The organism is Actinomycetospora corticicola (assembly GCF_013409505.1).
Lineage (GTDB): Bacteria > Actinomycetota > Actinomycetes > Mycobacteriales > Pseudonocardiaceae > Actinomycetospora > Actinomycetospora corticicola.
The window spans coordinates 4864713-4889903 of sequence record NZ_JACCBN010000001.1 but is presented as its reverse complement, the minus strand read 5'-3'; the positions used below and the strand labels follow the sequence as shown (position 1 = coordinate 4889903).

The window sequence follows — 25191 nt, the reverse complement described above, 5'->3', positions numbered from 1 at the left end:
GCCGGTGCGGGCCGAGCTGCGCTTCCCGGCCCGGCCCGCGGAGGCCGACGCCGCCGTCCTGTGCCTGCCGATGATCGAGACGGCGGAGGGCCTCGAGGCGGTCGAGGAGATCGCCGCGGTGCCGGGCGTCGACGGGCTCTACATCGGTCCCTCCGACCTGCGCCTCGGCCTCGGCGGGGCCGCACCGGACGACCCGGCCTACGACGACGTCTTCGACCGGGCCCTCGAGCGGGTCCGGGCGGCGTGCGCGTCCGCGGGCATCATCGCCGGCATCCACACCCCCAGCGGCGCCGTCGCCTCCCGACGCTTCGCCGAGGGCTTCACCTGGTGCAGCGTCGCGAGCGACCTGACGCACCTGGAGGAGGCGGCGCGCAGCCACCTGGGCGACGCGCGGGGGTAGTCAGGCCACGACGGCGCGGAGGGCCTCGACGGCGGCGTCGAGGTGCCACGCCAGGTCGTGCTCGCCGGGGTCGGCGACCCAGGCCGTGAACGCGAGCCGGAAGGCCGCCATCCCGGCCTCGGCGGCGAGGACGGCCTCGTCGCGGGCCACACCGCGCTCCTGCAGCGTCGTGGCCATCGCGGCGCTCGCCCGGGCGAGTTTGATCAGCTCCCGTTCCTGCAGCTCGGGATGGGCGTCGATGATCTCCTGCCGCGCGCGGGAGCCGGGACGGCGCTCGTCGTCGAGCCAGCTGCCCGAGGCCGCGAGGCCCCGGAGGACGGCCTCCAGCGGACCGAGCTCCGCCGGCGCGCCGGCGAGCGCCCCGACGACGACGTCGTTGAACTGCTCCTGCCCGGCGAAGAGGATTTCGCGCTTGTCGGCGAAGTACCGGAAGAACGTGCGCTCGGTGAGCCCCGCGCGCTCGGCGATCTCCGCGACGGTCACCCGGTCGTAGCCGCGCTCGACGATGAGCGCCATCGCCGCCTGCTGCAGGCGTCCCTGCGCGCCCGGCTGCCATCGACCCATGCGGACCATCCTAGGGATGTCAGACTCTGACATCGAGGTGTAGCGTGCATGTCAGTCGCTGACATCAGCGGCATCGTTCCTCTCGGAGGTCCTCGTCATGCACGTGTTCGTCACCGGAGCGTCCGGCTGGGTCGGCCGGGCCGTCGTCCCGGAGCTGCTCGCGGCCGGTCACACCGTCTCCGGGCTCGCCCGCTCCGACGGCTCCGCGGCCGCCGTCGAGGCCGCCGGCGCCACCGCCGTGCGCGGCGACGTCACCGACCTCGACGTCCTGCGCTCGGCCGCGGCCGCGTCCGACGCCGTCGTCCACCTCGCCTTCCGCCACGACATCGCCTTCTCGGGCGGCTTCGCCGACGCCGTCGGGTCGGACCTCGCCGCGATCACCGCCCTGGGTGACGGTCTTCCCGACGGCAGGGCGCTGACCATCGCGGGCGGCATTCTCGGCCTGGCCTCGGGCGAGCCCGCGACCGAACGCGACGTGCCGGCCGCGACCTCGATGGCCGCGGGCCGGCAGGCCTCCGCGACCGCCGTCCTCGGGCTCGCCCCGCGCCTGCGCACGTCGGTCGTGCGGCTCTCCCCGACCGTCCACGGCGACGGGGACGCCGGCTTCGTCCCGACCCTGATCGACATCGCCCGCCGTCGGGAGGTCTCCGGCTATCCGGGCGACGGGTCGGCCCGGTGGACGGCGGTCGCCCGGGAGGACGCGGCGCGTCTGTTCCGCCTCGCGATCGAGGTCGCTCCGGCGGGCTCGGTTCTGCACGGGGTCGCCGACGAGGGGATCCCGCTCCGCGAGATCGCCGAGGTCATCGGCCGGCACCTGGACGTGCCGGTCGAGTCGGTCCCCGCCGAGCGGGTCGACGAGCACTTCGGGTTCCTCGGCGGCTTCCTCGGCCTCGACAGCCCGGCCACGAACGCGATCACCCGTGCGGTGACCGGCTGGGTGCCGACCGGCCCGGGTCTGCTCGAGGACCTGGAGAAGGGGCACTACTTCGACCCCTCGAAGGGCTCGAAGTACTGATCCGGAACGAGCGAAGGGCCCCTCCGGTCGGTCCACCCGACGGAAGGGGCCCTTCGGTCACTCCAGGTCGTGCACCGAGATCAGGCGGCCTGCTTGGCCTGCCACATCCAGTGGGCCTCCTCGAGCTTCGCCGTCTGCCCGATGAGCAGGTCCTCGGTCACCGGGTCGGGCTCCGAGGTCTCGGCGATGCGGGCGCGGTGGCGCTCGATGACGACGGCGAGGATCTCGACGATCTTCGCGGTCACGTCCTCGACGGAGTGCCAGCCCTCGTCGAAGGTCGGCAGGCCGCTCTCCTTGCCCACGGTCTCGGCGCGCCCGTCGGGCGAGACTCCCAGCGCCGCGGCGCGCTCCGCGACCTCGTCGGTCTGCGTGCGGGCGAGGTCGACCAACTCGTCGAGGTGCAGGTGCGCGTCCCGGAAGGTGCGGCCGAGGACGTTCCAGTGCGCCTGCTTGCCGATCAGCGACAGGTCGGTGAGGTCGGCGACGGCCTGCTGCAGCACCCGGCCGACGACGTCCTGCGCCTCGGCGGGCAGCGGGCTCGTGATGGGCGCGGTGGTCATGGTGTCTCTCCTCCCGCGGCCGGTCGTCCCGGCCGCACACGGTGGGTTCAACACCGGGTTCACCCGGTTCGTGCCCGGATATGCCGAGACCCGCCCCACGATAGGTGAGGCGGGCCTCAGCGGAGGCTGATCAGCGAACGACCGTCAGCTCTGCGCGAGCTGCCGTGTCTCCTGCCCGAGCAGCTCCCGCGTGGCCTGCTCCACGCGGTCGCCCATGCCCTGGTCGATCGAGCGCCAGTAGTCGAACGCCCGCACGAGGACGTCCTCGCCCACGCCGCCGGCGAGGTGACCGGAGACGTTGGTGACGAACCGGTCCCGGGCGTCGTCGTCCCAGACCTCCATCATCAGCGTCCGGGCCTGACCCTCGTCGGAGTCCTCCGGGTGCTGCACGTACGCGGCCCGCTGGATGTCACCGTCGGCGTACCAGGTGGGCGGCTGGTTCACGTGCCCCTGCGGGACCTGCGCGCCGCCCTTCGAGTTCGGCACGTAGACCGGGTCGACCGCGTTGACGACGCGCATCGCCCCGGCGTGGGTCTGGCTGTTGACCGGGTTCTTCGGCGCATTGACCGGGATCTGCTTGTAGTTGACCCCGAGCCGGGCGCGGTGCGCGTCGGCGTAGGAGAACCCGCGGGCCAGCAGCATCCGGTCGGGCGAGAGGCCGAGCCCGGGCGGCTGGTTGTTCGGCTCGAACGCCACCTGCTCGATCTCGGTGTGGAAGTCGACCGGGTTGCGGTTCAGCGTGAGCCGCCCGACCTCCTGCAGCGGGTAGTCCGAGTGCGGCCACACCTTGGTGAGGTCGAAGGGGTTGAACCGGTAGGTCTTCGCGTCCTCGAAGGGCATGATCTGCACCTTCAGCGTCCAGGACGGGAAGTCCCCGCCCGCGATCGAGTCGAACAGGTCGCGGCGGTGGTAGTCGTTGTCGATCCCGCACATCTCGTCGGCGCGGTCCTGCGTCATCGTCTGGACGCCCTGGTCCGAGATGAAGTGGTACTTGACCCAGAACTCCTCGCCGGCGGCGTTGATCCACATGTAGGTGTGGCTGGAGTAGCCGTTCATGTGGCGCCAGGTCTCCGGGACGCCCCGGTCGCCCATGAGCCAGGTGACCTGGTGCTTCGACTCCGGCGAGAGCGTCCAGAAGTCCCACTGCATGTCGTGGTCGCGCAGCCCGTTGTCCGCACGGCGCTTCTGCGACCGGATGAAGTTCTGGAACTTCATGGGGTCGCGGATGAAGAAGACCGGCGTGTTGTTGCCGACCATGTCCCAGTTGCCCTCGCGGGTGTACAGCTTCAGGGACCAGCCGCGCGGGTCGCGCCAGGTGTCGGGGCTGCCGCGCTCACCGGCGACGGTGGAGAAGCGGATGACGCCCTCGGTCACCTCACCGGGCTGGAACACCACCGCCTTCGTGAAGGCGGAGACGTCCTGCGTCACCTCGAACGTGCCGAACGCGCCGGAGCCCTTGGCGTGCGGCTGGCGCTCCGGGATGCGCTCCCGGTTGAAGTTCGCCATCTGCTCGATCAGGTAGTGGTCCTGGAGCAGGATCGGGCCACCGGGCCCGACCGTCATCGAGAACTCCTGGCTCTGCACCGGGATCCCGGCGTCGTCGGTGGCGACGCCGGTCGTCAGGTCGTTGCTGTTACCGGGACGTGTCACGGTCACCTCGTGTCGTTGGCAGTGGTGGCAAGCTCCTCGGCTACCCACTGCCCCCGTCGGGCGACACCCCCGTCGTCAGGGACGCACGAGCTCCTCGGCGATCTCGTAGGTGTTGAGCGCCGCACCCTTGCGCAGGTTGTCACCGCACACGAAGAAGTCCAGCGTGTTGGGGAAGTCCAGCGCCTGACGGATGCGGCCCACGTAGGTGGGGTCCTCCCCGACGACGTCGGCCGGCGTCGGGAAGCGCCCCTCGCGCGGCTCGTCGAGCACGACGATCGACGGCTGCGACGCGAACACCTGGCGGGCGGTCTCGACCTCGACCGGCGAGGCGAAGGTCGCGTGCACGGCCAGCGCGTGGGTGGTGACGACGGGGACGCGCACGCAGGTCGCCGACACCTTGAGGTCGTCGATCCCGAGGATCTTGCGCGACTCGTTGCGGACCTTGAGCTCCTCGGAGCTCCACCCGCCGTCGCGCCAGGACCCCGCCCACGGGACGACGTTGAGCGCGAGCGGCGCCGGGAACGGCGACTCCGCCGGTAGCCCGGCGGCCGAGAGCGCCTCGCGCACGTCGCCGGCGCGGTGGCCGACGTCCTTGCCGGCCACGGCGGACACCTCGGCCTGCAGCCGGTCGATGCCCTCCTGGCCCGCGCCGGAGGCCGCCTGGTAGCTCGCGACGACGAGCTCGGTGAGACCGAAGGCGCGGTGCAGGGCCCCGATCGCCGCCATCATCGACAGCGTCGTGCAGTTCGGGTTCGAGACGATGCCCTTGGGCCGGGTGTGCGCGGCCTGCGCGTTGACCTCGGGCACCACGAGCGGGACGTCCGGGTCCATCCGGAACGCGCCGGAGTTGTCGACCGCGATGGCGCCGCGGGCGGCGGCGACGGGCGCCCACGTGGCGCTGACCTCGTCGGGCACGTCGAACATCGCGATGTCGACGCCGTCGAAGGCCTCCTCCGACAGCGCGATCACCTCGATCTCCTGCCCACGGACGGTGAGCCGCTTGCCCGCGGAGCGCGGCGAGGCGATGAGCCGGATCTCCGACCACGGCACGGTCTCCCGCGCGTCGATGATGTCGATCATGACGCTGCCGACCGCGCCGGTGGCGCCGACGATGGCGAGGGTGGTCACTGCAGGTACTCCTTAGCGCCCGGTGCCGGCGTGGACGACGGCCTCGGTCTCGCCACCGAGGTCGAAGGCCTCGTGCAGGGCACGGACGGCGTCGTCGAGCTGGGTGTCGCGGATCAGGGCGGAGATGCGGATCTCCGAGGTGTTCATCATCTCGATGTTCACGCCGGCCTCGGCGAGCGACTCGCAGAACGTCGCGGTGACGCCGGGGTGGCTGCGCATGCCCGCACCGACGAGGGTCACCTTGCCGACGTGCTCGTCGTAGATGACCTCCTCGTGGCCGACCTCGGGCTGCACCGCGGAGAGGGCCTCGACCGCGCGGGGACCGTCCTTGACCGGCAGCGTGAACGTCACGTCGGTCTTGCCCGTCTTCAGGTGCGAGATGTTCTGCAGCACCATGTCGATGTTGATGTCGACGTCGGCGACGGCCCGGAAGATGCGGGCGGCGAAGCCGGGCTGGTCGGGCACGCCGACGACGGTCACCTTGGCCTCGGACCGGTCGTGCGCGACCCCGGTGAGGACGGCCTGTTCCACGCTGAGCTCCTCGATGGACCCGACGATCGTCGTGCCGGGCTGGTCGGTGTACGAGGACCGCACCCGCAGCGGCACGCCCTCGCGGCGCGCGTACTCCACCGCGCGCAGGTGCAGCACCTTCGCCCCGCACGCGGCCATCTCGAGCATCTCCTCGTAGGTGATGGTCTCGAGCAGCTTCGCGTTCGGGACGATGCGCGGGTCGGCGGAGTAGACGCCGTCCACGTCGGTGTAGATCTCGCAGACGTCGGCCTTCATCGCCGCCGCCATCGCGACGGCGGTGGTGTCCGAGCCGCCCCGGCCGAGCGTGGTGATCTCCTTGGAGTCCGCGCTCACGCCCTGGAAGCCCGCCACCAGCGCGACGCCGTCCTCCGCGAGCGCGGAGAAGATGCGGCCCGGCGTCACCTCGATGATGCGGGCGTCACCGTGCTTGCCCGTGGTGATCATGCCGGCCTGCGAGCCGGTGAAGCTCCGCGCGCGCCCGCCCAGCGCGGTGATCGCCATGGCGAGCAGCGCGTTGGAGATGCGCTCACCCGACGTCAGGAGCATGTCCAGCTCGCGCGGCGGCGGGCTCGGGTGCACGGCCAGCGCGAGGTCGGTCAGCTCGTCGGTGGTGTCGCCCATCGCGGACGCCACCACCACGACGTCGTTGCCGTCCTTGCGGGTCCGCATGATCCGTTCCGCGACGCGCTTGATGCGCTCCGCGGACTGGACGGACGACCCGCCGTACTTCTGGACGACGAGCGCCACGGCGACCGACCTCCGGCTCCTCGGGTGGACGTTTGCCCGACCACCCTAGCCGAGGTCAGATCGCCCGGACCGGGCCTGTGATCAGGGCGCCAGGGCGTTGAGGATGCGCGCCACGACCGCGCCGATGACCAGCCAGACGACGGCGGCGAGGCCGTAGTTGAGGATCACCTTGAGCGACTCGCTGGCCGGCAGGAACAGGTCCCCGATGCCGAGGGTGAGGCTGTTCGCGGCGTCCGCGAAGAACGTGGTGATCCCGTTCTGCGGGTTCGCCGAGGCCACGGTCAGCACGATGTGGATGACGAGGATGGCGGCGAAGATCGTGCACAGGATCTTGATGACCGAGGCGGCGAGCGACATGGACTTGCTCGCGAGCGCACGCAGATCGGCCGACGTGTTCGCCTTGCGCTGAGAGCCGGTGTCGGCGTCCTGGGTCATGGCGGAGATGATGGCACGCATCACTACCGACTGGTAAGCCGAACCGGTATGGCGCATCCGGGTGTTCGCCGAGCGGTGGCCCCCGTCACGACACGCGCCCGCTTGCCCGCCCCGGGGTGGTTGGGTCTACCGTGACGGGCGATGTTCAGCGTGCTGCTCCTTCCCAGCCGCGGCGGGGTCTGACCGAGACCGGCCCCCTGCCGCGGGTGATGCGCGCTCGCCGGTCGGCCCGGACCCACACCTCCGGGATTCCTGCACCGCCGCACGGAGACCCTGATGAGCATCACCCCTGACATGCCGGCCGCCGGCATCCGCGAGACCGTCGTCCACCCCGACGGCGAGATCCCGGCCGACCAGCCGTTCTGGAACACCCAGCGGCCGAGTCACATGCCGGTACACCGGTACCAGCCGTTCGCCGAGGTGGTCGAACGCGTCTCGCTGCCGGACCGCACGTGGCCCGACCGTGTGATCACGAAGGCCCCGCTCTGGGGCGCGGTGGACCTGCGCGACGGCAACCAGGCCCTGATCGACCCGATGTCGCCCGCGCGCAAGCGCCGCATGTTCGACCTGCTCGTCCGCATGGGCTACAAGGAGATCGAGGTCGGCTTCCCGGCCGCGTCGCAGACCGACTTCGACTTCGTCCGCGAGATCATCACCCAGGACGCGGTCCCGACCGACGTCCGGATCCAGGTGCTGACCCAGGCGCGGCCCGAGCTGATCTCGCGGACCTTCGAGTCCCTCGAGGGCGCCCACTCCGCCGTCGTGCACCTCTACAACTCGACGTCGATCCTGCAGCGCCGCGTGGTGTTCCGCTCCGACCGGGACGGCATCACGAAGATCGCCACCGACGGGGCGAAGCTCGTCCGCGCCGAGGCCGAGAAGCGTCCGGACACCGACTGGCGCTTCCAGTACTCGCCGGAGTCCTACACCGGCACCGAGCTCTCCTACGCCAAGGAGATCGTCGACGCCGTCGGCGACGTCTGGGAGCCCACGCCCGAGCGGCCGATGATCGTCAACCTGCCGGCGACGGTGGAGATGGCGACGCCGAACGTCTACGCCGACTCGATCGAGTGGATGCACCGCAACCTGGCGCGCCGCGACTCGATCATCCTGTCGCTGCACCCGCACAACGACCGCGGCACCGGCGTGGCCGCCGCGGAGCTGGGCGTGCAGGCCGGGGCCGACCGCGTCGAGGGCTGCCTGTTCGGCAACGGCGAGCGCACCGGCAACGTCTGCCTGGTCACCCTGGGCATGAACCTGTTCAGCCAGGGCGTCGACCCGCAGATCGACTTCTCCGACATCGACGAGGTCCGCCGCACCGTCGAGTTCTGCAACCAGCTGCCCGTCGGGGAGCGCCACCCCTGGGGCGGCGACCTCGTGTTCACCGCGTTCTCCGGCTCCCACCAGGACGCGATCAACAAGGGCCTCGAGGCGATGAAGGTCCAGGCCGACGCGGCCGGGCACTCGATCGACGAGCACCCGTGGGAGGTCCCGTACCTGCCCATCGACCCGAAGGACGTCGGCCGCACCTACGAGGCCGTCATCCGGGTCAACTCGCAGTCGGGCAAGGGCGGCGTCGCCTACCTGATGAAGACCGAGCACCAGATGGAGCTGCCGCGGCGGCTGCAGATCGAGTTCTCGCGCCGCGTCCAGGAGGTCACCGACACCGAGGGCGGCGAGGTCTCGGCCAAGGAGATGTACGACATCTTCGCCGAGGAGTACCTGATGCGCCGCAGCCCGCTGGAGCTCGTCAGCTCCCGGGTCGCGACGCACGACGACGGCAAGGCCGAGCTGACCGCGACGCTCAAGGTCGAGGGCGAGGTCCACGAGGTGACCGGCGTCGGCAACGGGCCGATCGCGGCCTTCGTCGACGCGCTCGCCTCCGTCGGCTACGACGTGCGGGTCCTCGACTACGCCGAGCACGCCATGGCGGCCGGTGACGACGCGCGGGCCGCGGCCTACGTCGAGGCCGCGGTCGGCGACGGGGCGGGCGCCGACGTCGAGGTGTGGGGCATCGGCATCGACGGCTCGATCCTCACCGCATCGCTCAAGGCCGTGGTGTCGGCGGTGAACCGGGCACTGCGGTAGGTGCGCTTCGCGCCCGTGAGCACTAAGGGGGGCTATCGCCCCACTTAGTGCTCACAGGGCCGTAGGCCGCCTCCCGGCCAGCGCCCGGCCGAGCGTCAGCTCGTCGGCGAACTCGAGATCCCCGCCCATGGGCAGGCCGCTGGCCAGCTTCGTCACGGTGAGGCCCGGGAAGTCGCGCAGGAGCCGGACGAGGTAGGTCGCGGTGGCCTCGCCCTCGGTGTTGGGGTCCATCGCGAGGATGACCTCGGCGATCTCCGGCTCCTGCTCCCCGCCCTCGGTCGGCTGACCGCCGATGCGACGCAGCAGCTCACGGACGCGGAGCTGGTCCGGTCCGATGCCGCCCATCGGGTCGAGCGCGCCACCCAGCACGTGGTAGCGCCCGCGGAACTCGCGGGTGCGTTCCACGGCCATGACGTCCTTCGGCTCCTCGACGACGCACACGAGCGTCGCGTCACGCCGGGCGTCGGCACAGATGCGGCAGCGCTGCTTCTCGCTGACGTTGCCGCAGACCTCGCAGAACACGACGCCCGCCTTGACGCGGCCGAGCGCGTCCTGCAGGCGCGTGATGTCGGCCTCCTCGGTCCCGAGGAGGTGGAACGCCAGGCGCTGGGCGCTCTTCGGCCCGATCCCGGGGAGCCGGCCGAGCTCGTCGATCAGGTCCTGGACCGGGCCTTCGAACACTCCGCTACATCCCCAACTGCGGGCCGCCGCCCATGTCGAGCCCGCCCGCGAGCGGACCCATCTTCTCGGCCTGGAGCTGCTGCGCGGCGTCGGCGGCGTCGGCGAGCGCCCCGAGCACGAGGTCCTGCAACGTGTCGACGTCGGTCGGGTCGACGACCTTCGGATCGATCGTGATCCCGCGGATCTCACCCGCGGCGGTCTGGGTGACCGTGACGAGACCGTTGCCGGCCTGGCCGGTCACCTCGGTCTCCGCCAGTTCGGCCTGGGCGTTCATGAGCTGCTCCTGCATGGCCTGGGCCTGCTGGAGGAGGGCACCCATGTCGGGCATGTCCGGCTGTCCTGGCTGCACGTTCCCCAGGGTAGGGGTCTTCCCGACGACGGGTGTCGCGGCCTGCTGGCAGGGTGGGGCCGTGAGCGACACCGCCGAACTCGTGACCCGCCTGCTCTCCGCCCGCACGTGGCGGGCCTTCGACGTGGCGGCCGACGGCCGGGTCCTCGCCGGGGACGACACCTCGGGGACGGTGCAGCTCGTCGAGCTCGCCCCCGACGGCACCCGCCGTCCCCTGACCGCGCTGCCCGGGGCGTGCTCCGGGCGCTACCTCAAGGGGATCGAGCCGCGGACGATCGTCGTCTCGCACGACACCGACGGCGACGAGCGCGCCCAGCTCTCCCTGCTGCGCCCCGAGGAGGTCGACGCCCCGCTGGGGACGGCCGACCTCGAGCCGCTGGTCCGCGACCCGCAGTTCATCCACTCCCTCGCCGAGGTCCTCGACGACGGTCGGGTCGTCTACGCGACGAACCGTCGCAACGGCGTCGACTTCGACCTCGTGCTGCGCCAGGTCGCCTCCGGCGAGGAGACGGTGCTCTACGACGGCGGGGGCATGGTCGGTGGCGCGGCCGTCGCCCCCGACGGGTCGGCCGCCCTCATGACGCGCCCCGGCACCCCCGCCCTGAGCTCCCAGGTCCTGCGGCTCTCCGGCAGCGGCACCTCCGAGATCACGCCCGCGGACGAACCCGCGATCTTCGGCGGACTGCAGTGGCTGCCCGACTCCTCGGCCGCACTGGTCACCACGAACACCGGCCGCGACCGGACCGGCATCGCCCGCCTGGACCCGTCGGCGTCGTTCCCGGACAACGTCTCCTACCTCGTCACCGACGACGCCCACGACGTCTCCGGGCGCCTCTCCCCCGACGGCCGCCTGCTGCTCGTGGTCACCGACGACGACGGGTCCTCACGGTTCGCGATCCACGACGCCGAGAGCGGGGCCCACCTGCGTGACGTGGTCACCCCCGGCGTCGGGGTGGGCGACTTCCTGACCCTGCCGCGCTGGTCGGCCGACTCGCAGGGTCTCGCGCTGACCTGGACCTCGCCGACGGTCGCGGCCGACGTGGTGCTGGTGGACGCCGCGACCGGACGGACCGGCACGGTCGCGTCGTGGGCCGAGGACCTCGACGGGCTCGACCTGGTGGCCCCGACCAGCGTCGGCATCCCGACCCCCGACGGCGAGACCGTCCCCTGCTTCGTCTACTCGCCCGCGGCGCCCACCGGGTCGAGCGTGCTGATCGTGCACGGCGGCCCGGAGGGCCAGTCGGTGCGCTCGTTCTCGCCGATCACGCAGGCCCTCGTCGCACAGGGGCACACGGTGCTGGTGCCGAACGTCCGCGGTTCGGTGGGCTACGGCAAGCGCTGGTACTCCCTCGACGACGTCGAGAAGCGCCTCGACTCGGTCGCCGACCTCGCCGCGATCCACGACTTCCTGCCGAACCTCGCCCTCGACCCCGCGCGCTCCGCGCTGTGGGGCGGCTCGTACGGCGGCTACATGGTGCTCGCGGGCGTCGCGTTCCAGCCGGAGCGCTGGGCGGCGGGCGTCGACATCGTCGGCATCTCGTCACTGGTGACGTTCCTGGAGAACACCTCGCCCTACCGTCGCGCCCACCGGGAGCGGGAGTACGGCTCGCTCGAGCGCGACCGCGAGTTCCTGGAGTCGGCCTCCCCGCTCAACCGGATCACCGATGTCCGCGCCCCGCTGTTCGTCATCCACGGCGCCAACGACCCGCGGGTGCCGCTGTCCGAGGCCGAGCAGGTCGCGGCGGCCGTGCGGGGGAACGGCGTCGAGGTCGAGCTCGTGGTCTACGACGACGAGGGCCACGGGCTGGCGAAGCGTGCCAACCGGTTGGACGCCTACCCGCGGGCGATCGACTTCCTCGGCCGCGTCCTGGGCTGATCCGCGCCCGCCGAGGGTCACACCACGCAGGAAAATTGCCCCCGCAACCTGCCCTGTGTGCACCTCGGCCCGGGGCTCGGCGCCCCCGGCCCGCCGAGGTTCACATCAGGCAGGAGCCGGAGCCTCGGAACCTGCCCCACGTGAATCTCGCGCCGCGGCGCGTCGACTCGGCGTCGCCGAGTTTCACATCAGGCAGGGATCCGGGCCCTGGAACCTGCTCCACGTGAACCTCGCGACGGGTCCGGCCCTCAACGGCCGTCGACCCGGCGGGCACCGAGGTGCTGGGTGAGCAGCTCCATGGCGGCGTCGTCGGGATTGCGGGCCGCGACCCGCTCGCCACCGCCGGGGTCCGCGTGCGCCTCGGCGTACATGTCCTCCTCGGTGACGTCGTCGTCCTCCGGGGGCTCGGGCGGCGGCGGGATGTCAGCCGGGGCGCTCGTCGGGCGGGGACGCTCGGGTGCCTGGGCGCCCCCTCCGTCCTGGGCGGCCGCAGCAGCGCGGGCGGCACTCGGCCGCTGGAACTGCGGGCGACCACCGGCCGCGCCGGCACCGGCACCGTTCCCCTGGCGCTGCGGTTCAGGACGGCTCTGCTCGGGTGCGGGCTCGGGCCGCTGCGGGCGCTGCGGGGCCGGTGCCGCTCCCCGAGCCGCAGGGGCCTGGCCACCGCGACCGCCGTCCGACGCGGGCGGCGCCGCCTGCTGGCCCGCCGCGTCGGTCGCGCGCAGCGACCACTCGCCGGAGAGCACCCGGGAGAGGGCGGCCGTGACGTGCCCGGCGCGGTTGGGCTGGGAGAGCTGGCGGGCCAGGGGCGCCGTGGGCATGGCGAGCACGACCGTGGTGCCCTCGACCGCCGCCACCGTGGCGTTCTGCAGCAGCGCGTGGGTCGGCTTGTTGCCCTCGCGCACCGCCGCCATGACCTCCGGCCACACCCGACGCAGGTCGGACGCGTCCATCGCTCCGGGCGCGGTCCCGGCGGCCGGGGCCTCCGCCGGCGCCGGCGCCTCCCGGCGCGGCGCCTCCTGGCGATCAGGCTGCGGACGCTCCGGCTGCGGACGCTCGGGCTGCGAGCGCTCGGGCTGCGGACGCTCGGCCGGCGCACGGTCCGACTGCTGCCGGGCGGCGGGCTCCTGGGGCCGACCAGCAGGCGGCTGCTGCCGGGCGGCCGACTCCTGCGGGCGCGCCACGTCGGCGTCCTGGCGCGGGGCCTCGACCGTGGCCGTGGGCCGGCCGGTGGCGGGCGCGACCGTGGCGTCCCGCTCGTCGGCGCGCGGCGGCGTGGCCGCCGGCCGGGGCTCACGCGGCTCGGGCTCCGACGGCCGCTGCGACGCCCGCTGGAACCGGGGCTCGCCCGCCGGCTCCGGCCCGGCGTCGGGAACGACCAGCGGACCGCCGGCGCTCGCCGTCGCCCCCGCCTGCAGCCGACGCTCGACACCCTCGAGCCGCTGCACGAGTGCACCGTCGGACGCCGAGGCCGCGGGCAGCAGCATCCGCGCGCAGACCAGCTCGAGGAGCAGCCGGGGCGCCGTGGCCCCGCGCATCTCGGTGAGCGCGGTGTGCACGAGTTCGGCGTGCCGGGCGAGCGCCGCCGGGCCGAGCCGTTGCGCCTGGTCGACCATGCGCGCCATCTCGTCGGCGGGGACGTCGACCAGACCCTTCTCGGCGGCGTCCGGCACCGCGTGCACGAGGATGAGGTCCCGCAGGCGCTGCAGGAGGTCGGCCGCGAAGCGCCGCGGATCGTGCCCGGCCTCGACCAGCCGGTCGACCGCGCCGAAGACCGCCGCGCCGTCCTGCGCACCGAGGGCGTCGACGACGTCGTCGAGGATCGCCACGTCGGTGACCCCGAGCAGGCCGACCGCGCGGGCGTAGGTGACGCCCTGGTCGTCCGCGCCCGCCAGCAGCTGGTCGAGCACCGAGAGCGAGTCACGGGCCGACCCGCCGCCGGCCCGGATCACCAGCGGGTAGACCGCCGGCTCGACCCGCACGCCCTCCTCGTCGCAGATGCGCTCGAGGAGCGCCCGCAGCGTGCTCGGCGGCAGCAGGCGGAACGGGTAGTGGTGCGTGCGCGACCGGATGGTCGGCAGGACCTTCTCCGGCTCCGTCGTCGCGAACACGAAGATCAGGTGCTCCGGCGGCTCCTCGACCACCTTGAGCAGCGCGTTGAACGCCGCCGTGGTGACCATGTGCGCCTCGTCGATGATGAAGACGCGGTAGCGGGAGCTGACCGGCGCGTAGGCCGCCTTGTCCCGCAGGTCGCGCGCCTCGTCGACGGTGCCGTGGCTGGCCGCGTCCATCTCCGTGACGTCGAGCGACCCGGGTCCGTTCGGCGCGAGGGCGACGCAGGACTCGCACACCCCGCACGGATCGGGCGTCGGCCCCCGCTCGCAGTTGAGCGAGCGCGCCATGATCCGCGCCGACGAGGTCTTCCCGCAGCCGCGCGGACCGGAGAACAGGTAGGCGTGGTTGATCCGTCCGGCGGTCAGCGCCGTGCGCAGCGGATCGGTGACGTGCTCCTGCCCGACGACCTCGGCGAAGGTGCCGGGTCGGTATCTGCGGTAGAGCGCGAGTGCCACGATCGCGAGATTACGCGGGGGGTCCGACAGTCCCGGCCCGGGGAAGAAGGGGACCCCGCGCACCCGCCAGAGCCCGCTTACCCTTGCTGCCTTCCGGCCCTGGGGGAGTTCACAGGATGGACGCCGCGCGGGGTCCGGGGACGACTGTACCGGTCCGCGGACGGGCTGCCGACGGGGTGGGGGTCGGGCGGCCGACGTCGCGAGGAGCCCCTGTACCCTCGTCGACGGAGGATTGGCCGAGTGGCCTAAGGCGCACGATTGGAAATCGTGTTGGGCTAACCCCCTCACGGGTTCGAATCCCGTATCCTCCGCCAGCTCCACCGGACGCCGGGCACCTGCACAAGGGCCCGGCGTTCGTCGTCCCGGGCCACGGCCCCCCGGAACGACCGTGTCCCGATCCTGCCGCCGGGTGCGCGCCGTGTGCCACCGCTGACGCGGGCGACCGGAGGACCCGCCGTCAGGAACGCAGCCCCTGCACGAGCAGACCGGCGAGCTGCTCGTAGGCCTCGGCGTCGTCCAGCCCCGTGGTCGCGGCGACCCGCCGCCCCTGGATCGCCTCCATCGTCGAGGCGACGACCTCGGCCGCGAACGCCACGTGCACGTCCCGGAAGGCCCCGGACTCGACGCCCTCGGTGATGATCTCGCGGACCCGGCGCGCCGCGGCCCGGGTGTTCCGCTGGTAGATCGCGGCGGCCGGCGCGAACGAGGCGACGTCCTCGAAGAACGTCGCCGACGCCGGGGCCAGCTCGGCGGACACCGCGCGCAGGTAGGCCGCGAGCCGGTCGGCGGGCTCGGACCGCGTCGCGACCGCCGCCTCCACGTGCACCGTCGCCGCCCGGAAGAACCGGACCACGGCCGCCGTCACCAGCTGCTCCTTCGACCCGGCGAGCCCGTAGAGCGTGCGCTTCGAGCAATGCAGCCGGGCGGCCACGTCGTCGAGGGTGAAGCGGGCGAACCCCTCCGCGAGGAACAGCTCGATCAGGGCGTCGGCGAGCTCGTCGCGTCGGGCCGCGCCACGACGCACCGGGGAGGCCATCTGGAAATCCTAGCCGCTCACCGCTACTGTCAACGGTACTGGCGTTCCGATCTCAGTACCGTTAGGACGTGACATGGCCGTCGACCGTCTCCTGCCCACCGATGAGGCCCGCGCGCTGATCGAGCTCACGCGCGAGGTCGCCGACAAGGAGCTGGCGACCCGCGTCGACGACCACGAGCGGGGCGACGGGATGTATCCCGAGGGTCTGTTCCGCACCCTCGGCGAGACCGGCCTGCTCGGCCTGCCCTACCCCGAGGAGTACGGCGGCGGCGCCCAGCCCTACGAGGTCTACCTCCAGGTCCTCGAGGAGCTCGCGGCACGCTGGGCGACGGTCGCGGTGACGACGAGCGTGCACGGCCTGGCGTGCTTCCCGGTCGCCACCTTCGGCACCGAGACCCAGAAGCAGGAGTGGCTCCCGAGGATGCTCGCCGGCGAGCTGGTCGGCGGCTACAGCCTCTCCGAGCCCCAGGCGGGCTCCGACGCGGCCGCCCTGCGTTGCCGCGCGGAGCAGGGCGAGGACGGCGACTACCGGATCACCGGGGAGAAGGCCTGGATCACGCACGGCGGCAGGGCCGACTTCTACGCGCTGTTCGCCCGGACCGGCGAGGGCAGCCGTGGCGTCACCTGCTTCCTCGCGCCCGGGCAGACCGAGGGCCTCACCTTCGGGCGACCCGAGGAGAAGATGGGCCTGCACGCCGTACCGACGACGAGCGCCACCTGGGACGGCGGGGTCGTCGAGGCCGACCGCCGGATCGGCGACGAGGGCCAGGGCCTGCAGATCGCGTTCGCCGCGCTGGACTCCGGACGGCTGGGCATCGCCGCCTGCGCCGTCGGGCTCGCCCAGGCCGCCCTCGACGCGGCCGTCGAGTACGCGAACGAGCGGCAGACGTTCGGCAAGCGGATCGTCGACCACCAGGGGCTCGGCTTCGTGCTGGCCGACATGGCCGCCGCCGTCGACTCGGCCCGCGCCACCTACCTCGACGCCGCCCGCCGCAAGGACGCCGGCGTGCCGTACTCGCGCCAGGCCTCCGTCGCGAAGCTCGTCGCCACCGACGCGGCGATGAAGGTGACCACCGACGCCGTGCAGGTGTTCGGCGGGGCCGGCTACACCCGCGACTTCCCGGTCGAGCGGTACATGCGCGAGGCCAAGATCATGCAGATCTTCGAGGGCACCAACCAGATCCAGCGCCTGGTGATCTCGAGGCACTTCGCCCGCTGATCCGGCCGTGGCGGACACTGACGGGTGATGCGTGGATTCCTCATCTTCCTGGCGGTGCTCGTCGCCCTCCTCGTCGGCGTCGACCTCGGCGCCCGCTTCGTGGCCCAGGACCGGGTGGCCTCCCAGCTGCAGACGCAGTTGAAGCTCGACAGCGAGCCGAGCGTCGACATCCACGGCTTCCCGTTCCTGACGCAGGCCGCGGCCGGCGAGTACCCGTCGGTCACCCTCACCGCGGAGCACATCCCGTACCGGCAGCTGCGCGACATCACGCTCGTGGCCGACCTCGGCGACGTGACGCTGCCGCCGCAGTCGCTGATCGACGGCACCGTCCGCTCCATCCCGGCGCGGACGGTGACCGCGCGGGCCGAGGTGGACCCGGCGGACCTCGCCCGCATCCTCAAGGTCTCCGACGTCACCGTCGAGCCGGTCACCGAGCAGACCCTGGCGGCCCGCGGCTCGAAGGTCTCGGGGATCGACCCGTCCCAGGCGGTGGAGCTCACGTCGACGACGACGGTGCTCGGGCAGCAGGTGCGGGCCTCCGTCATCGCCACCTTCCGACTCTCCGGCGGCCAGATCGTGCTCTCCGCGCGGGACATCGCGGTGGACGCCGGTGACGCCCCGTCGTCGGTCTCCGGCCCGGTGACGAGCGCCCTGCGCTCCCGGCTCGGGAACTACTCGGCCCGCCTCGACCCCGGCCAGCTGCCGTTCTCGATCACGGCGACCGACCTGCGCGCGGAGAACGGCAAGCTCGTCGTCTCCGGCACCGCCGAGGACGTCGACCTCCTCGGCGGCTCCCTGTAGCTCGCTGTAGCGACCCGCGTGACAGGCTGGCGCCGTGCAGACCATCCGCTGGGGCATCGCCGGACCGGGTCGGATCGCGGCAGGAGTCGCCCGGGACCTCGTGGCGGTGGAGGGCACCGAGCTGGCCGCAGTCGGGTCCCGGTCGGCCGAGCGGGCCGAGGCGTTCGCCGCGGAGCACGGCGCGTCGCGGGCGCACGGCTCGTACCGCGCGCTCGTCGACGATCCCGAGGTCGACGCCATCTACATCGCCACGCCGCACCCGCAGCACGCGGACCTCGCGGTCGCCGCGCTCGAGGCGGGCAAGGCCGTACTGGTGGAGAAGACCTTCACCGCGACCCTCGCGGGGGCCTGGCGCGTGGTCGACACCGCGCGTCGGCACGGGGTGTTCGCGATGGAGGCGATGTGGACGCGCTTCCAGCCCGCCGTCGTCCGGGCCCGCGAGATCTACGAGGCCGGTGAGATCGGGGAGGTCCGCTCGGTGCAGGCCGACCTCGGCACCGTCCGGGACGTCGACCCCTCCGACCGGCTGTTCGACGCCGAGCTCGGCGGCGGCGCGCTGCTCGACCTCGCCGTCTACCCCGTCTCGTTCGCCCAGATGGTGCTCGGCGGGAGCCCCACGCGGGTTCACGCGGTCGGGCGGATGGAGATGACGGGCGTGGACGCCGAGAACGCCCTGCTGCTCGCCTGGGAGGACGGCCGGTTCGCCACCGCGCAGACGTCCTTCCACAGCCCCTCCCCCGGTCAGGCCCGCATCTTCGGCTCCACCGGCTGGATCGACGTGCTCCCCCGCTTCCACCACCCGGCCGCGATCGTGGTGCACCGCTCCCCCGACGACCCCGGCGAGCGCCTCGAGCTGCCCGCCACGGGCGCGGGGTACTCGCACGAGATCGTCGAGGTGAACTCCTGCCTGCGCGCCGGGCGCACCGAGTCGACCGTGATGCCGCTCGACGACACCCTCGCCGTGCAGGGCGTGCTCGCCGAGGCGGCGGACCAGCTGGGCCTGTCGTTCAGCGAGGCGGCCCTGGCGCTGTAGGCGGCAACCACAGCCGTCCCTCGCTTCCCGACGCCGGGTCGGTGCGGGCGGGCAGGGCCGCGAGCTCGTCGGCGTGCTCGGCCATGCCGAGGGCCGCGAGGGCGGCGTCCATCGCGTCCTCCGTGTCGGCTGCGGCGGCCCGCAGGTCCGCGGGGATCCGGTCGTCCCCGTCGACGAGCGCCCGGCGTGCCACCGCCGAGGACTTCACCACCGGGCCGGTCATCGCCCGCGGGTAGACCTCGACGACGAGCACGCCCCGCGGCCCGGGGGCCGGGTCCAGCGGCCACACCCCGATCCCCGCCCGTCGCCACCGGCCCAGCAGCGCCATGCCACGCACCGACCCGGTACCGACCGCCCCGGCGCCGCCGACCTGGAAGGTCGAGAGCGGGTTCAGTCCCCGCTCCCGCGCCTCCTGCTCGGTGTCGCGGTAGAGCTCGACGTCGACCGGCTTCCGCGTCCCCGCCCGACCCCAGAACGGCGGGTCGCACGCCCGTAGCCAGGCCTCCCCCTCGTCGCGGGCGAGGTCCCACACCTGCGGGAGCGTCGTCGCCCCGGACCGCGCGGGGAACCAGGCGGGCAGGCCGAACGAGAAGTCCATCCCGACGACGGCGGGCTCGCCCGCGTCGCGGAGGTCCAGGAGCAGGTCGCCGACCGCCTCACGGTCGAGCCCGCCCCGCACCCCGAGCAGCCGGCCGGGCACCGCCTCCGCGACCCGGATGCGCCTCGCCGCCGCTCGCAGGTCCCCGGACCAGTCGACGGCGAGGATGCGCACGGGCGGCATCCTCCCGCGCCGGAGCGAGATCGGCCGGTTCCGAGCCGGACGGGTCGATCACCCGTTCGTCGCAGCAGAACGGCCACTGGACCCTTCTACCGGACCGCTCGTCCTCGCGCACGGCCGGCCACACCATCCGGGCGGAACTCCTCGCACCAATGGCCCCACCCGCCCCAAGGGCGGAGAGTCCGCGTCGACCGCTCGTCGCGGGGCAGCTGCGCCGAACGGTCGACCGCACTACTCCACAGATTCGAGGAGGACCCCGTGGCCAAGCACCGCGCCCCGCGTACCGCCACCCGGCGTGCCGCTACCCCCATCGCCGCCCTCGCCCTCTCCGCGGCGGCCCTCACGGCCGTCGCCCCCATGGCGTCGGCCGCCCCCCGTGACGGGCGGGACGGCCCCTCGGGCGACGGCAACGTCGGGGTGCTCAACGACCTCTCGCTGCTCCCCGTCAACGCCTGCGGCCTCCAGCTGCCGATCCTCGGCAGCATCCTGTCCGGCCCCTCGGGGAGCTGCTCGCAGACCGACGACTGACCGACCGGGTCCGATCGACCGGGTCGATCGACGAGCACGACCGACGGCGAGACGTCCCCCGGAATGTGGTCGGGGGTCGGGGGACGCTCTCAGCCCACGAGGAGCCGGCCGGCCGGCGGCTCCTCGACGTGCTCCGCGGGGACCCGGACCCGGACCGTCGTCCCACGTCCGGCGCGGCTGTCGACGTGCAGGTCGCACCGCCCGCCGTAGGCCGCGCGCAGCCGGCGGGTGACCTCCGCGATCCCGCCGTGCCGGGCGTCGACGAGCGAGGCGGCGCGGGAGGCCTCCGGCCCCATTCCCGCGCCGTCGTCGCTGATCGTCAGCACGCAGTCCGCGCCCGCGCCGGCGGCCGTGATCCGCACGGTGCCGCCGCCCAGCACCGGTTCGACCCCGTGCCGCACGGCGTTCTCCACCAACGGCGCCACCACGAACGGCGGGAGCACCACGCCGCGGACCTCGGGCGCCATGGTGATCTCGACGCCGAGCCGCTCCCCGAACCGGGCCTGCTCGAGGGTCAGGTAGCGCCGGGCGTTGCGCAGCTCCTCGTCCACGGTCGTGGAGGTGTCGGACGAGCGGAACGAGTAGCGGGTGAAGTCGGCGAACTCGTTGAGCAGGTCGCGGGCCCGCGACGGGTCGACCCGCACGTAGCTCGCGATCGCGGTGAGCGCGTTGTGCACGAAGTGGGCGGAGAACCGGGAGCGCAGGGCCGCCTCGATCTCGGCGTCGGGCAGCAGCACGTCGGCGCCGGCGGGCACGAGCACGGCCGGTCCGGCGCTCTCCCGCGACACGACGGCGTCCACGCCGGGGGAGTGCCCCGTGGCGAAGGCGGCCGGGCGTTCCACCGTCTCGAGATCGTCGAGCGCGAGATCCGTCGCGACGACCGGCGCCGCCAGCACCGGGGCGTGCACCGTCGCAGGGTGGGTGCCCGCCCGCAGCCCCTGCCACACCGGTCGACCGAGCAGACCGGTCGCGGTCCAGCGGCGGTGCTCCACCCGGCCGACCAGGCGGGGCGCCACCCACCGGGCGGCGCTCTCCACGTCGTCCGGCAGCTCGCCGTCGAAGGGGCTGACCAGGCGGTCCAGGCCGACCGACGCGTCGAGGATCTCGCGGCGGGCCGCCGCGGTGACGCCCGTGGACACCCGGCCGACGTAGCGCAGCACCCCGTCGCTCGGCACGCCCAGCAGGAGCGACCCCACCCCGTCGGTCCGTCCGCGCGGCGGCAGCCAGCCCCCGACCACGACGTCCTGCGACTGCGTGATCTCCGCGGTGATCCAGCTCCGGGACCGTCGGCCGCTCTGGTAGGTCGACTCGAGCCGCTTGGCGACGACGCCCTCGAGCCCGTACTGCCGGGCCGCCGACACGATCTCCTCGGCCGCGACGCCGGTGAACGAGGGCGGCACGACGAGGTTCCCGCCCGCCAGGTCGACCTCGGTGAGCAGCTCGCGCCGCTGCCGGTACGGCATCCGGGCGGTGGAGCGGCCGTCGACCTCGAGCACGTCGAACACGTAGTAGGAGACGGGCGTGCCGCTCACCAGCGCCTGCGAGGGCCGGGCGACCCGCCGCCGACGGCGCAGCCGCGCCATGCTCGGGCGTCCCACCGGATCCTCGGCCACGACGACCCCGTCGAGCACCAGCCCGTGCGCGGCCGGGAGGGCGAGCTCCGGGAACCCGGCCGTGACGTCGTGCCCGTCGGCGTCGACGAGCCGCAGCCGGCCGTCCCGGGCACACGCGAAGCAGCGCAGGCCCGACCACACGAACTCGAACGCCCAGCCCGCGCCCCTGGGCAGCTCGCCCGCCGAGGCCAGCATCGGACGGGCCGCGCCGCGGGGACCGGGCACCCGGGGCAACACGTCGGCCGGGGCAGCCGCACCAGACGCCATGCGCACGCCTCCCCGTCCTCGTGCCGCGCCGGCCCGCTCCGGTGCAGCCCGTCGGGACACGCTGACGTCGCGTGTTCCCGACGCCCACCACGGTAGCCAGACCCCCCGACAGTGACGCCGGACGACGCGGCGCGCCACGGCGTGCTGCGGCCGGACAGCGGCACGACGCGACGAACGGCGGACCGGTCATCATCGCCCGCGCCGGCGGGTGGTGCACGGCGGAGTCCGGCCGCCGGACGACGGGGCTCGTCCGGTCGGCCCGGTACGCGCGGGCGGCGCCCCGGCCGGAGCGCCACCCGCGTGGGCGGCTCAGATCAGCGGGCCGCTCGCCACCACCGACGACGGGCGGGCCGGCACCGGGCCCGCGAGCTCGGTCGACACGGCGTAGGCGCCCTGCGCGAGCCCGGCGCTCGGGCGCACCCCGGTCGAGGTGAACGTGCCCGAGGCGTCGAAGGACCCGACCGCGGTGGCGGTCCCGCCCGCGACGCGCCAGAGCACGAAGGTGTGGTCCGACCCGATCGCGGGCGCGTCGACGGGCACCACGCGGGGTCCGTTCCGGTCGTCGAGCACCACGGCGAGGACGGACCCGCCCGGCTGAACCAGCGCCGCGTGGCGCACGTCCGGGTCCCGGGCCTCCGCCGACGTGATCACCTGGTCGGCCCGGGCGGCCGAGGCGGCGCGCGCGTCGGTGTCCGGACCGGTGGCGATGCCACGGACCGAGAACACCACCACGGCGGCCACCACCGCGACCAGGGCGAGCACGGCGGCCCCCCGACGACGGGGCGCCGGTCCGGCCGCGGCCCGCGGTGCGGGGGTCGCCGGCGGCGCCGGGACCGACGCGACCGGGGTCCGGGTCGACGTGGCCGGTGCGGCCGGCGGGACCGGCGGCAGGGGCTCGGCGGCCGCCGCCGCGAGGATGCGCGAGCGCAGACCGGCGGGCGGCTCGGCGTCGGCGACCGCGTGGGCCAGGGCCGCCATGGTGGCGTGGGTCTCGGCGAGCAGCGACCGGCACGGCCCGCAGGTGCGGAGGTGCTCGGTGACGCGGTCCTCCTCCTCGGGCTCGAGGGCGTGCAGCGCGCGCCCGACCACGGCGCCCGCGAGCTCGCCGTCGTGCGGCATCCCGGGGGCGCTCACCAGGTGTCCCCGAGCAGCTCGAGCCCCGACGTGCCGAGGACCGGGGCGAGCAGCACACGCAGCTTGGCCACGCCGGTGAACATGCGGGACTTGACGGTGCCGATCGGGACCCCGGTGATCGAGGCGACCTCCCGCTGGGTGTAGCCGCCGTAGTAGGCGAGGCCGAGCGCCTGCCGCTGCTCGGACGGCAGGTGGCGCAGGGCGGCCCGGACGTGCTCCGCGATCACCGAACCGAGGGCGGCGCGGTCGGCCGACGGGACGGCGGAGGAGCCGAGGTCGGCCTCGGGCTCGTCGGTGGGCACGTGGTGCCGACGACGGGTCGCCTCCCGGCGCACCGCGTCGACCGCCTTGTGGTGCACCAGCGTCAGCAACCAGCTGATCACCGAACCGCGCGTGCGGTCGAAGCGCTCCGGGTCGCGCCACAGCACGAGGAACACCTCCTGCACGACGTCCTCGGCGAGCCCCTCGTCCACGCAGATCCGGCGGGCCAGGGAGAAGGCCGCGCGCCCGTGGCGGGCGTAGAGGAGGTCGAGGGCGCCGGTGTCGCGGGCCGCGAGGCGGGCGACCAGGTCGGCGTCGGTGACGTCCGCGTCGACCCGCGCGGGACCGGGGGCGTCGGCGTCCGGGCGGGACCGCGGGGGTGCAGTCACGCCGGGACCGGCCGCGCGGGACGGTGTCATGGCGGGTGGGGCTCCTTCGGTGGGGACCACGTTCCCGCTCGTGGAGCGGGAACGTCCGAGCTTTCGTCCCGACGGCGGGGGTCGGTTCGCCCGGACGGCCGCGAGTTCGCGGCCGCGCGACCCGTCGTCATGAAGGCCGGTGACGGACCCTGCCCTGACGGACGGGATCGATGCCGTCCTCGCGAGCGGCGCGAGGGTGAGCCGTCCCACTTACCCTCGGGGGACAAGCGACTGCGGAAGGTGCTCATGGCTGGTCAGTGGTTCGAGTCGGTGGCGGAGGCCCAGCGGCGCGCGAAGAAGCGGCTGCCGAAGTCGGTGTACGGCGCGCTCGTGGCGGGCAGCGAGGCGGGCTACACGCTCGACGACAACACGGGCGCCTTCCGGGAGCTGCAGTTCGCCCCGCACGTGGCGGACCTGCCCTACGAGAAGTCGCTCGCGACGACGATCATGGGGCAGGAGATCTCCATGCCCGTCATGATCTCGCCGACCGGCGTCCAGGCGGTGAACCCCGAGGGCGAGGTCGCCGTGGCGCGGGCCGCGGCATCGCGCGGCACCGCGATGGGGCTCTCGTCGTTCGCGAGCCGGTCCATCGAGGACGTTATGGCCGTGAACGACAAGACGTTCTTCCAGATGTACTGGGTCGGCGACCGCGACACCCTCGCCGCCCGCGCCGAGCGCGCCAAGCGCGCCGGGGCCAAGGGCCTCATCGTCACCCTGGACTGGTCGTTCTCCCACGGCCGCGACTGGGGCAGCCCGTCCATCCCGGAGAAGATGGACCTCAAGACGATGATCAAGTACATCCCCGAGGGCATCACCCGCCCGCGCTGGGGGCTGGACTTCCTCAAGGCCCGGTTCATCCCCGACCTCACCGTGCCGAACATCCCGGTCGACGGCTCCGAGCCGCCCACGTTCTTCGGCGCGTACGGGCAGTGGATGTTCACCCCGCCGCCCACCTGGGCCGACGTCGCCTGGCTGCGGGAGCAGTGGGGCACCGACCTGCCGTTCTGCGTCAAGGGCATCACCCGCGTCGACGACGCCAAGCGCGCGGTCGACGCCGGCGCCACGGCCATCCAGGTGTCCAACCACGGCGGGAACAACCTCGACTCCACCCCGGCGCCGATCCGGGTGCTGCCCGGGATCGTCGAGGCGGTCGGCCGCGACGTCGAGGTGATCATGGACGGCGGCGTGCGCCGCGGCTCCGACGTGGTCAAGGCCCTCTGCCTCGGCGCGAAGGCCGTCGCGATCGGCCGCGCCTACCTCTGGGGCCTCGCCGCCGCCGGGGAGACCGGTGTCGGCAACGTCCTCGACATCCTGCAGCAGGGCATCGGGTCCGGCCTCATGGGTCTGGGCAAGTCCTCGGTGCAGGAGCTGGCGCCCGAGGACCTGATCATCCCGGCGAACTTCACCCGGCAGGCCGGGGTCGCGTAGCCCCCCTGGAGTGAATGAACGGCACTCTCGCGCACCTCGATGCTGCGGGAGTGCCGTTCGTACGTTCCGGGCCCGGACAC

The 25191-nt window shown here is 73.6% G+C and carries 23 protein-coding genes, 1 tRNA gene and 1 other RNA gene; 10 read left to right on the top strand and 15 right to left on the bottom strand.

The features are described 5' to 3' along the window. Window positions 1-4 precede the first annotated feature (4 nt). The gene (locus BJ983_RS31835; RefSeq protein ID WP_343054326.1) at window positions 5-400 is read left to right on the top strand and encodes an aldolase/citrate lyase family protein; all 396 of its coding nucleotides are present in this window, start codon (window positions 5-7) and stop codon (window positions 398-400) included. Here BJ983_RS31835 and BJ983_RS23765 read toward each other — a convergent pair whose 3' ends face one another. Further along, on the bottom strand, window positions 401-964 hold the full coding sequence (locus tag BJ983_RS23765; protein WP_179796066.1) for a TetR family transcriptional regulator: 564 nt from the start codon (window positions 962-964) through the stop codon (window positions 401-403). Window positions 965-1061: 97 nt separating this feature from the next. Between BJ983_RS23765 and BJ983_RS23760 the strand changes: the two genes are divergently transcribed. Next, window positions 1062-1979, top strand: a complete 918-nt coding sequence (locus BJ983_RS23760; protein WP_179796065.1) for an NAD-dependent epimerase/dehydratase family protein — start codon at window positions 1062-1064, stop codon at window positions 1977-1979. 80 nt (window positions 1980-2059) lie between these two features. On the opposite strand, the gene BJ983_RS23755 is transcribed toward BJ983_RS23760, so the two are convergent. The 5 genes from BJ983_RS23755 to BJ983_RS23735 all read right to left on the bottom strand — a co-directional run bounded on the left by BJ983_RS23755 (window position 2060) and on the right by BJ983_RS23735 (window position 7030). Beyond that, entirely contained in the window at window positions 2060-2539 is a 480-nt protein-coding gene (locus tag BJ983_RS23755; protein WP_179796064.1) for a Dps family protein, read from the bottom strand. Window positions 2540-2683: 144 nt separating this feature from the next. Then, window positions 2684-4189, bottom strand: coding sequence for a catalase (locus tag BJ983_RS23750; RefSeq protein WP_343054325.1), 1506 nt, complete (start codon window positions 4187-4189; stop codon window positions 2684-2686). A gap of 75 nt (window positions 4190-4264) precedes the next feature. Continuing rightward, a complete protein-coding gene (locus BJ983_RS23745; protein ID WP_179796063.1) occupies window positions 4265-5317 on the bottom strand; it encodes an aspartate-semialdehyde dehydrogenase in 1053 nt (350 codons plus the stop codon). Window positions 5318-5329: 12 nt separating this feature from the next. Next, window positions 5330-6595, bottom strand: a complete 1266-nt coding sequence (locus BJ983_RS23740; RefSeq protein WP_179796062.1) for an aspartate kinase — start codon at window positions 6593-6595, stop codon at window positions 5330-5332. A gap of 81 nt (window positions 6596-6676) precedes the next feature. Then, on the bottom strand, window positions 6677-7030 hold the full coding sequence (locus BJ983_RS23735) for a hypothetical protein (RefSeq protein WP_179796061.1): 354 nt from the start codon (window positions 7028-7030) through the stop codon (window positions 6677-6679). Window positions 7031-7324: 294 nt separating this feature from the next. Here BJ983_RS23735 and leuA point away from each other — a divergent pair, with 294 nt between their 5' ends. Beyond that, window positions 7325-9118 carry a 2-isopropylmalate synthase gene (gene leuA / locus BJ983_RS23730; RefSeq protein WP_218891507.1) on the top strand — a complete coding sequence of 598 codons (1794 nt, stop codon included), beginning with the start codon at window positions 7325-7327 and terminating at the stop codon, window positions 9116-9118. 51 nt (window positions 9119-9169) lie between these two features. Here leuA and recR read toward each other — a convergent pair whose 3' ends face one another. Both recR and BJ983_RS23720 read right to left on the bottom strand, forming a co-directional pair. After that, entirely contained in the window at window positions 9170-9799 is a 630-nt protein-coding gene (gene recR, locus BJ983_RS23725; protein WP_179796060.1) for a recombination mediator RecR, read from the bottom strand. A gap of 4 nt (window positions 9800-9803) precedes the next feature. Continuing rightward, on the bottom strand, window positions 9804-10127 hold the full coding sequence (locus BJ983_RS23720; protein ID WP_218891505.1) for a YbaB/EbfC family nucleoid-associated protein: 324 nt from the start codon (window positions 10125-10127) through the stop codon (window positions 9804-9806). Window positions 10128-10209: 82 nt separating this feature from the next. On the opposite strand from BJ983_RS23720, the gene BJ983_RS23715 reads away from it, so the two are divergent. Then, on the top strand, window positions 10210-12024 hold the full coding sequence (locus tag BJ983_RS23715; RefSeq protein WP_179796058.1) for an alpha/beta fold hydrolase: 1815 nt from the start codon (window positions 10210-10212) through the stop codon (window positions 12022-12024). A 248-nt stretch (window positions 12025-12272) separates the two neighbouring features. Here the strand turns inward: BJ983_RS23715 and BJ983_RS23710 are convergent, their stop codons facing one another. Together BJ983_RS23710 and ffs are read right to left on the bottom strand one after the other, a co-directional pair. Then, complete coding sequence (locus BJ983_RS23710; RefSeq protein ID WP_179796057.1) at window positions 12273-14594, bottom strand: DNA polymerase III subunit gamma and tau; 2322 nt, start codon at window positions 14592-14594, stop codon at window positions 12273-12275. 44 nt (window positions 14595-14638) lie between these two features. Further along, window positions 14639-14733, bottom strand: an RNA gene (ffs, locus tag BJ983_RS23705) — signal recognition particle sRNA small type. An 87-nt stretch (window positions 14734-14820) separates the two neighbouring features. Between ffs and BJ983_RS23700 the strand changes: the two genes are divergently transcribed. After that, window positions 14821-14908, top strand: a tRNA-Ser gene (locus tag BJ983_RS23700). Window positions 14909-15051: 143 nt separating this feature from the next. Here BJ983_RS23700 and BJ983_RS23695 read toward each other — a convergent pair. Continuing rightward, window positions 15052-15630, bottom strand: coding sequence for a TetR/AcrR family transcriptional regulator (locus BJ983_RS23695; protein ID WP_179796056.1), 579 nt, complete (start codon window positions 15628-15630; stop codon window positions 15052-15054). A 73-nt stretch (window positions 15631-15703) separates the two neighbouring features. On the opposite strand from BJ983_RS23695, the gene BJ983_RS23690 reads away from it, so the two are divergent. The 3 genes from BJ983_RS23690 to BJ983_RS32525 are packed head-to-tail and all read left to right on the top strand — an operon-like array spanning window position 15704 to window position 18683. Next, a complete protein-coding gene (locus BJ983_RS23690; protein ID WP_179796055.1) occupies window positions 15704-16849 on the top strand; it encodes an acyl-CoA dehydrogenase family protein in 1146 nt (381 codons plus the stop codon). A 27-nt stretch (window positions 16850-16876) separates the two neighbouring features. Next, a complete protein-coding gene (locus BJ983_RS23685) occupies window positions 16877-17650 on the top strand; it encodes an LmeA family phospholipid-binding protein (RefSeq protein ID WP_179796054.1) in 774 nt (257 codons plus the stop codon). 34 nt (window positions 17651-17684) lie between these two features. After that, entirely contained in the window at window positions 17685-18683 is a 999-nt protein-coding gene (locus BJ983_RS32525) for a Gfo/Idh/MocA family protein (protein WP_179796053.1), read from the top strand. Here the strand turns inward: BJ983_RS32525 and BJ983_RS31830 are convergent. Beyond that, window positions 18658-19455 (bottom strand): hypothetical protein, encoded by a 798-nt coding sequence (locus tag BJ983_RS31830; protein WP_179796052.1) that lies wholly within the window; start codon window positions 19453-19455, stop codon window positions 18658-18660. The two genes, BJ983_RS32525 and BJ983_RS31830, sit on opposite strands and share 26 nt — an antisense overlap. Before the next feature lie 264 nt (window positions 19456-19719). Between BJ983_RS31830 and BJ983_RS23670 the strand changes: the two genes are divergently transcribed. Beyond that, the gene (locus tag BJ983_RS23670; protein WP_179796051.1) at window positions 19720-19989 is read left to right on the top strand and encodes a hypothetical protein; all 270 of its coding nucleotides are present in this window, start codon (window positions 19720-19722) and stop codon (window positions 19987-19989) included. Between the two features lie 89 nt (window positions 19990-20078). Here the strand turns inward: BJ983_RS23670 and BJ983_RS23665 are convergent, their stop codons facing one another. The 3 genes from BJ983_RS23665 to BJ983_RS23655 all read right to left on the bottom strand — a co-directional run bounded on the left by BJ983_RS23665 (window position 20079) and on the right by BJ983_RS23655 (window position 23683). Then, window positions 20079-21869, bottom strand: a complete 1791-nt coding sequence (locus tag BJ983_RS23665) for an ATP-dependent DNA ligase (protein ID WP_179796050.1) — start codon at window positions 21867-21869, stop codon at window positions 20079-20081. A gap of 309 nt (window positions 21870-22178) precedes the next feature. Next, entirely contained in the window at window positions 22179-23003 is an 825-nt protein-coding gene (locus tag BJ983_RS23660; RefSeq protein ID WP_179796049.1) for a zf-HC2 domain-containing protein, read from the bottom strand. Then, a complete protein-coding gene (locus BJ983_RS23655) occupies window positions 23000-23683 on the bottom strand; it encodes an RNA polymerase sigma factor (protein ID WP_179796048.1) in 684 nt (227 codons plus the stop codon). Before BJ983_RS23655 ends, BJ983_RS23660 begins: the two co-directional genes overlap by 4 nt. Before the next feature lie 246 nt (window positions 23684-23929). On the opposite strand from BJ983_RS23655, the gene mftD reads away from it, so the two are divergent. Next, window positions 23930-25111, top strand: coding sequence for a pre-mycofactocin synthase MftD (gene mftD, locus BJ983_RS23650; protein ID WP_179796047.1), 1182 nt, complete (start codon window positions 23930-23932; stop codon window positions 25109-25111). The last annotated feature ends 80 nt before the right edge of the window (window positions 25112-25191 follow it).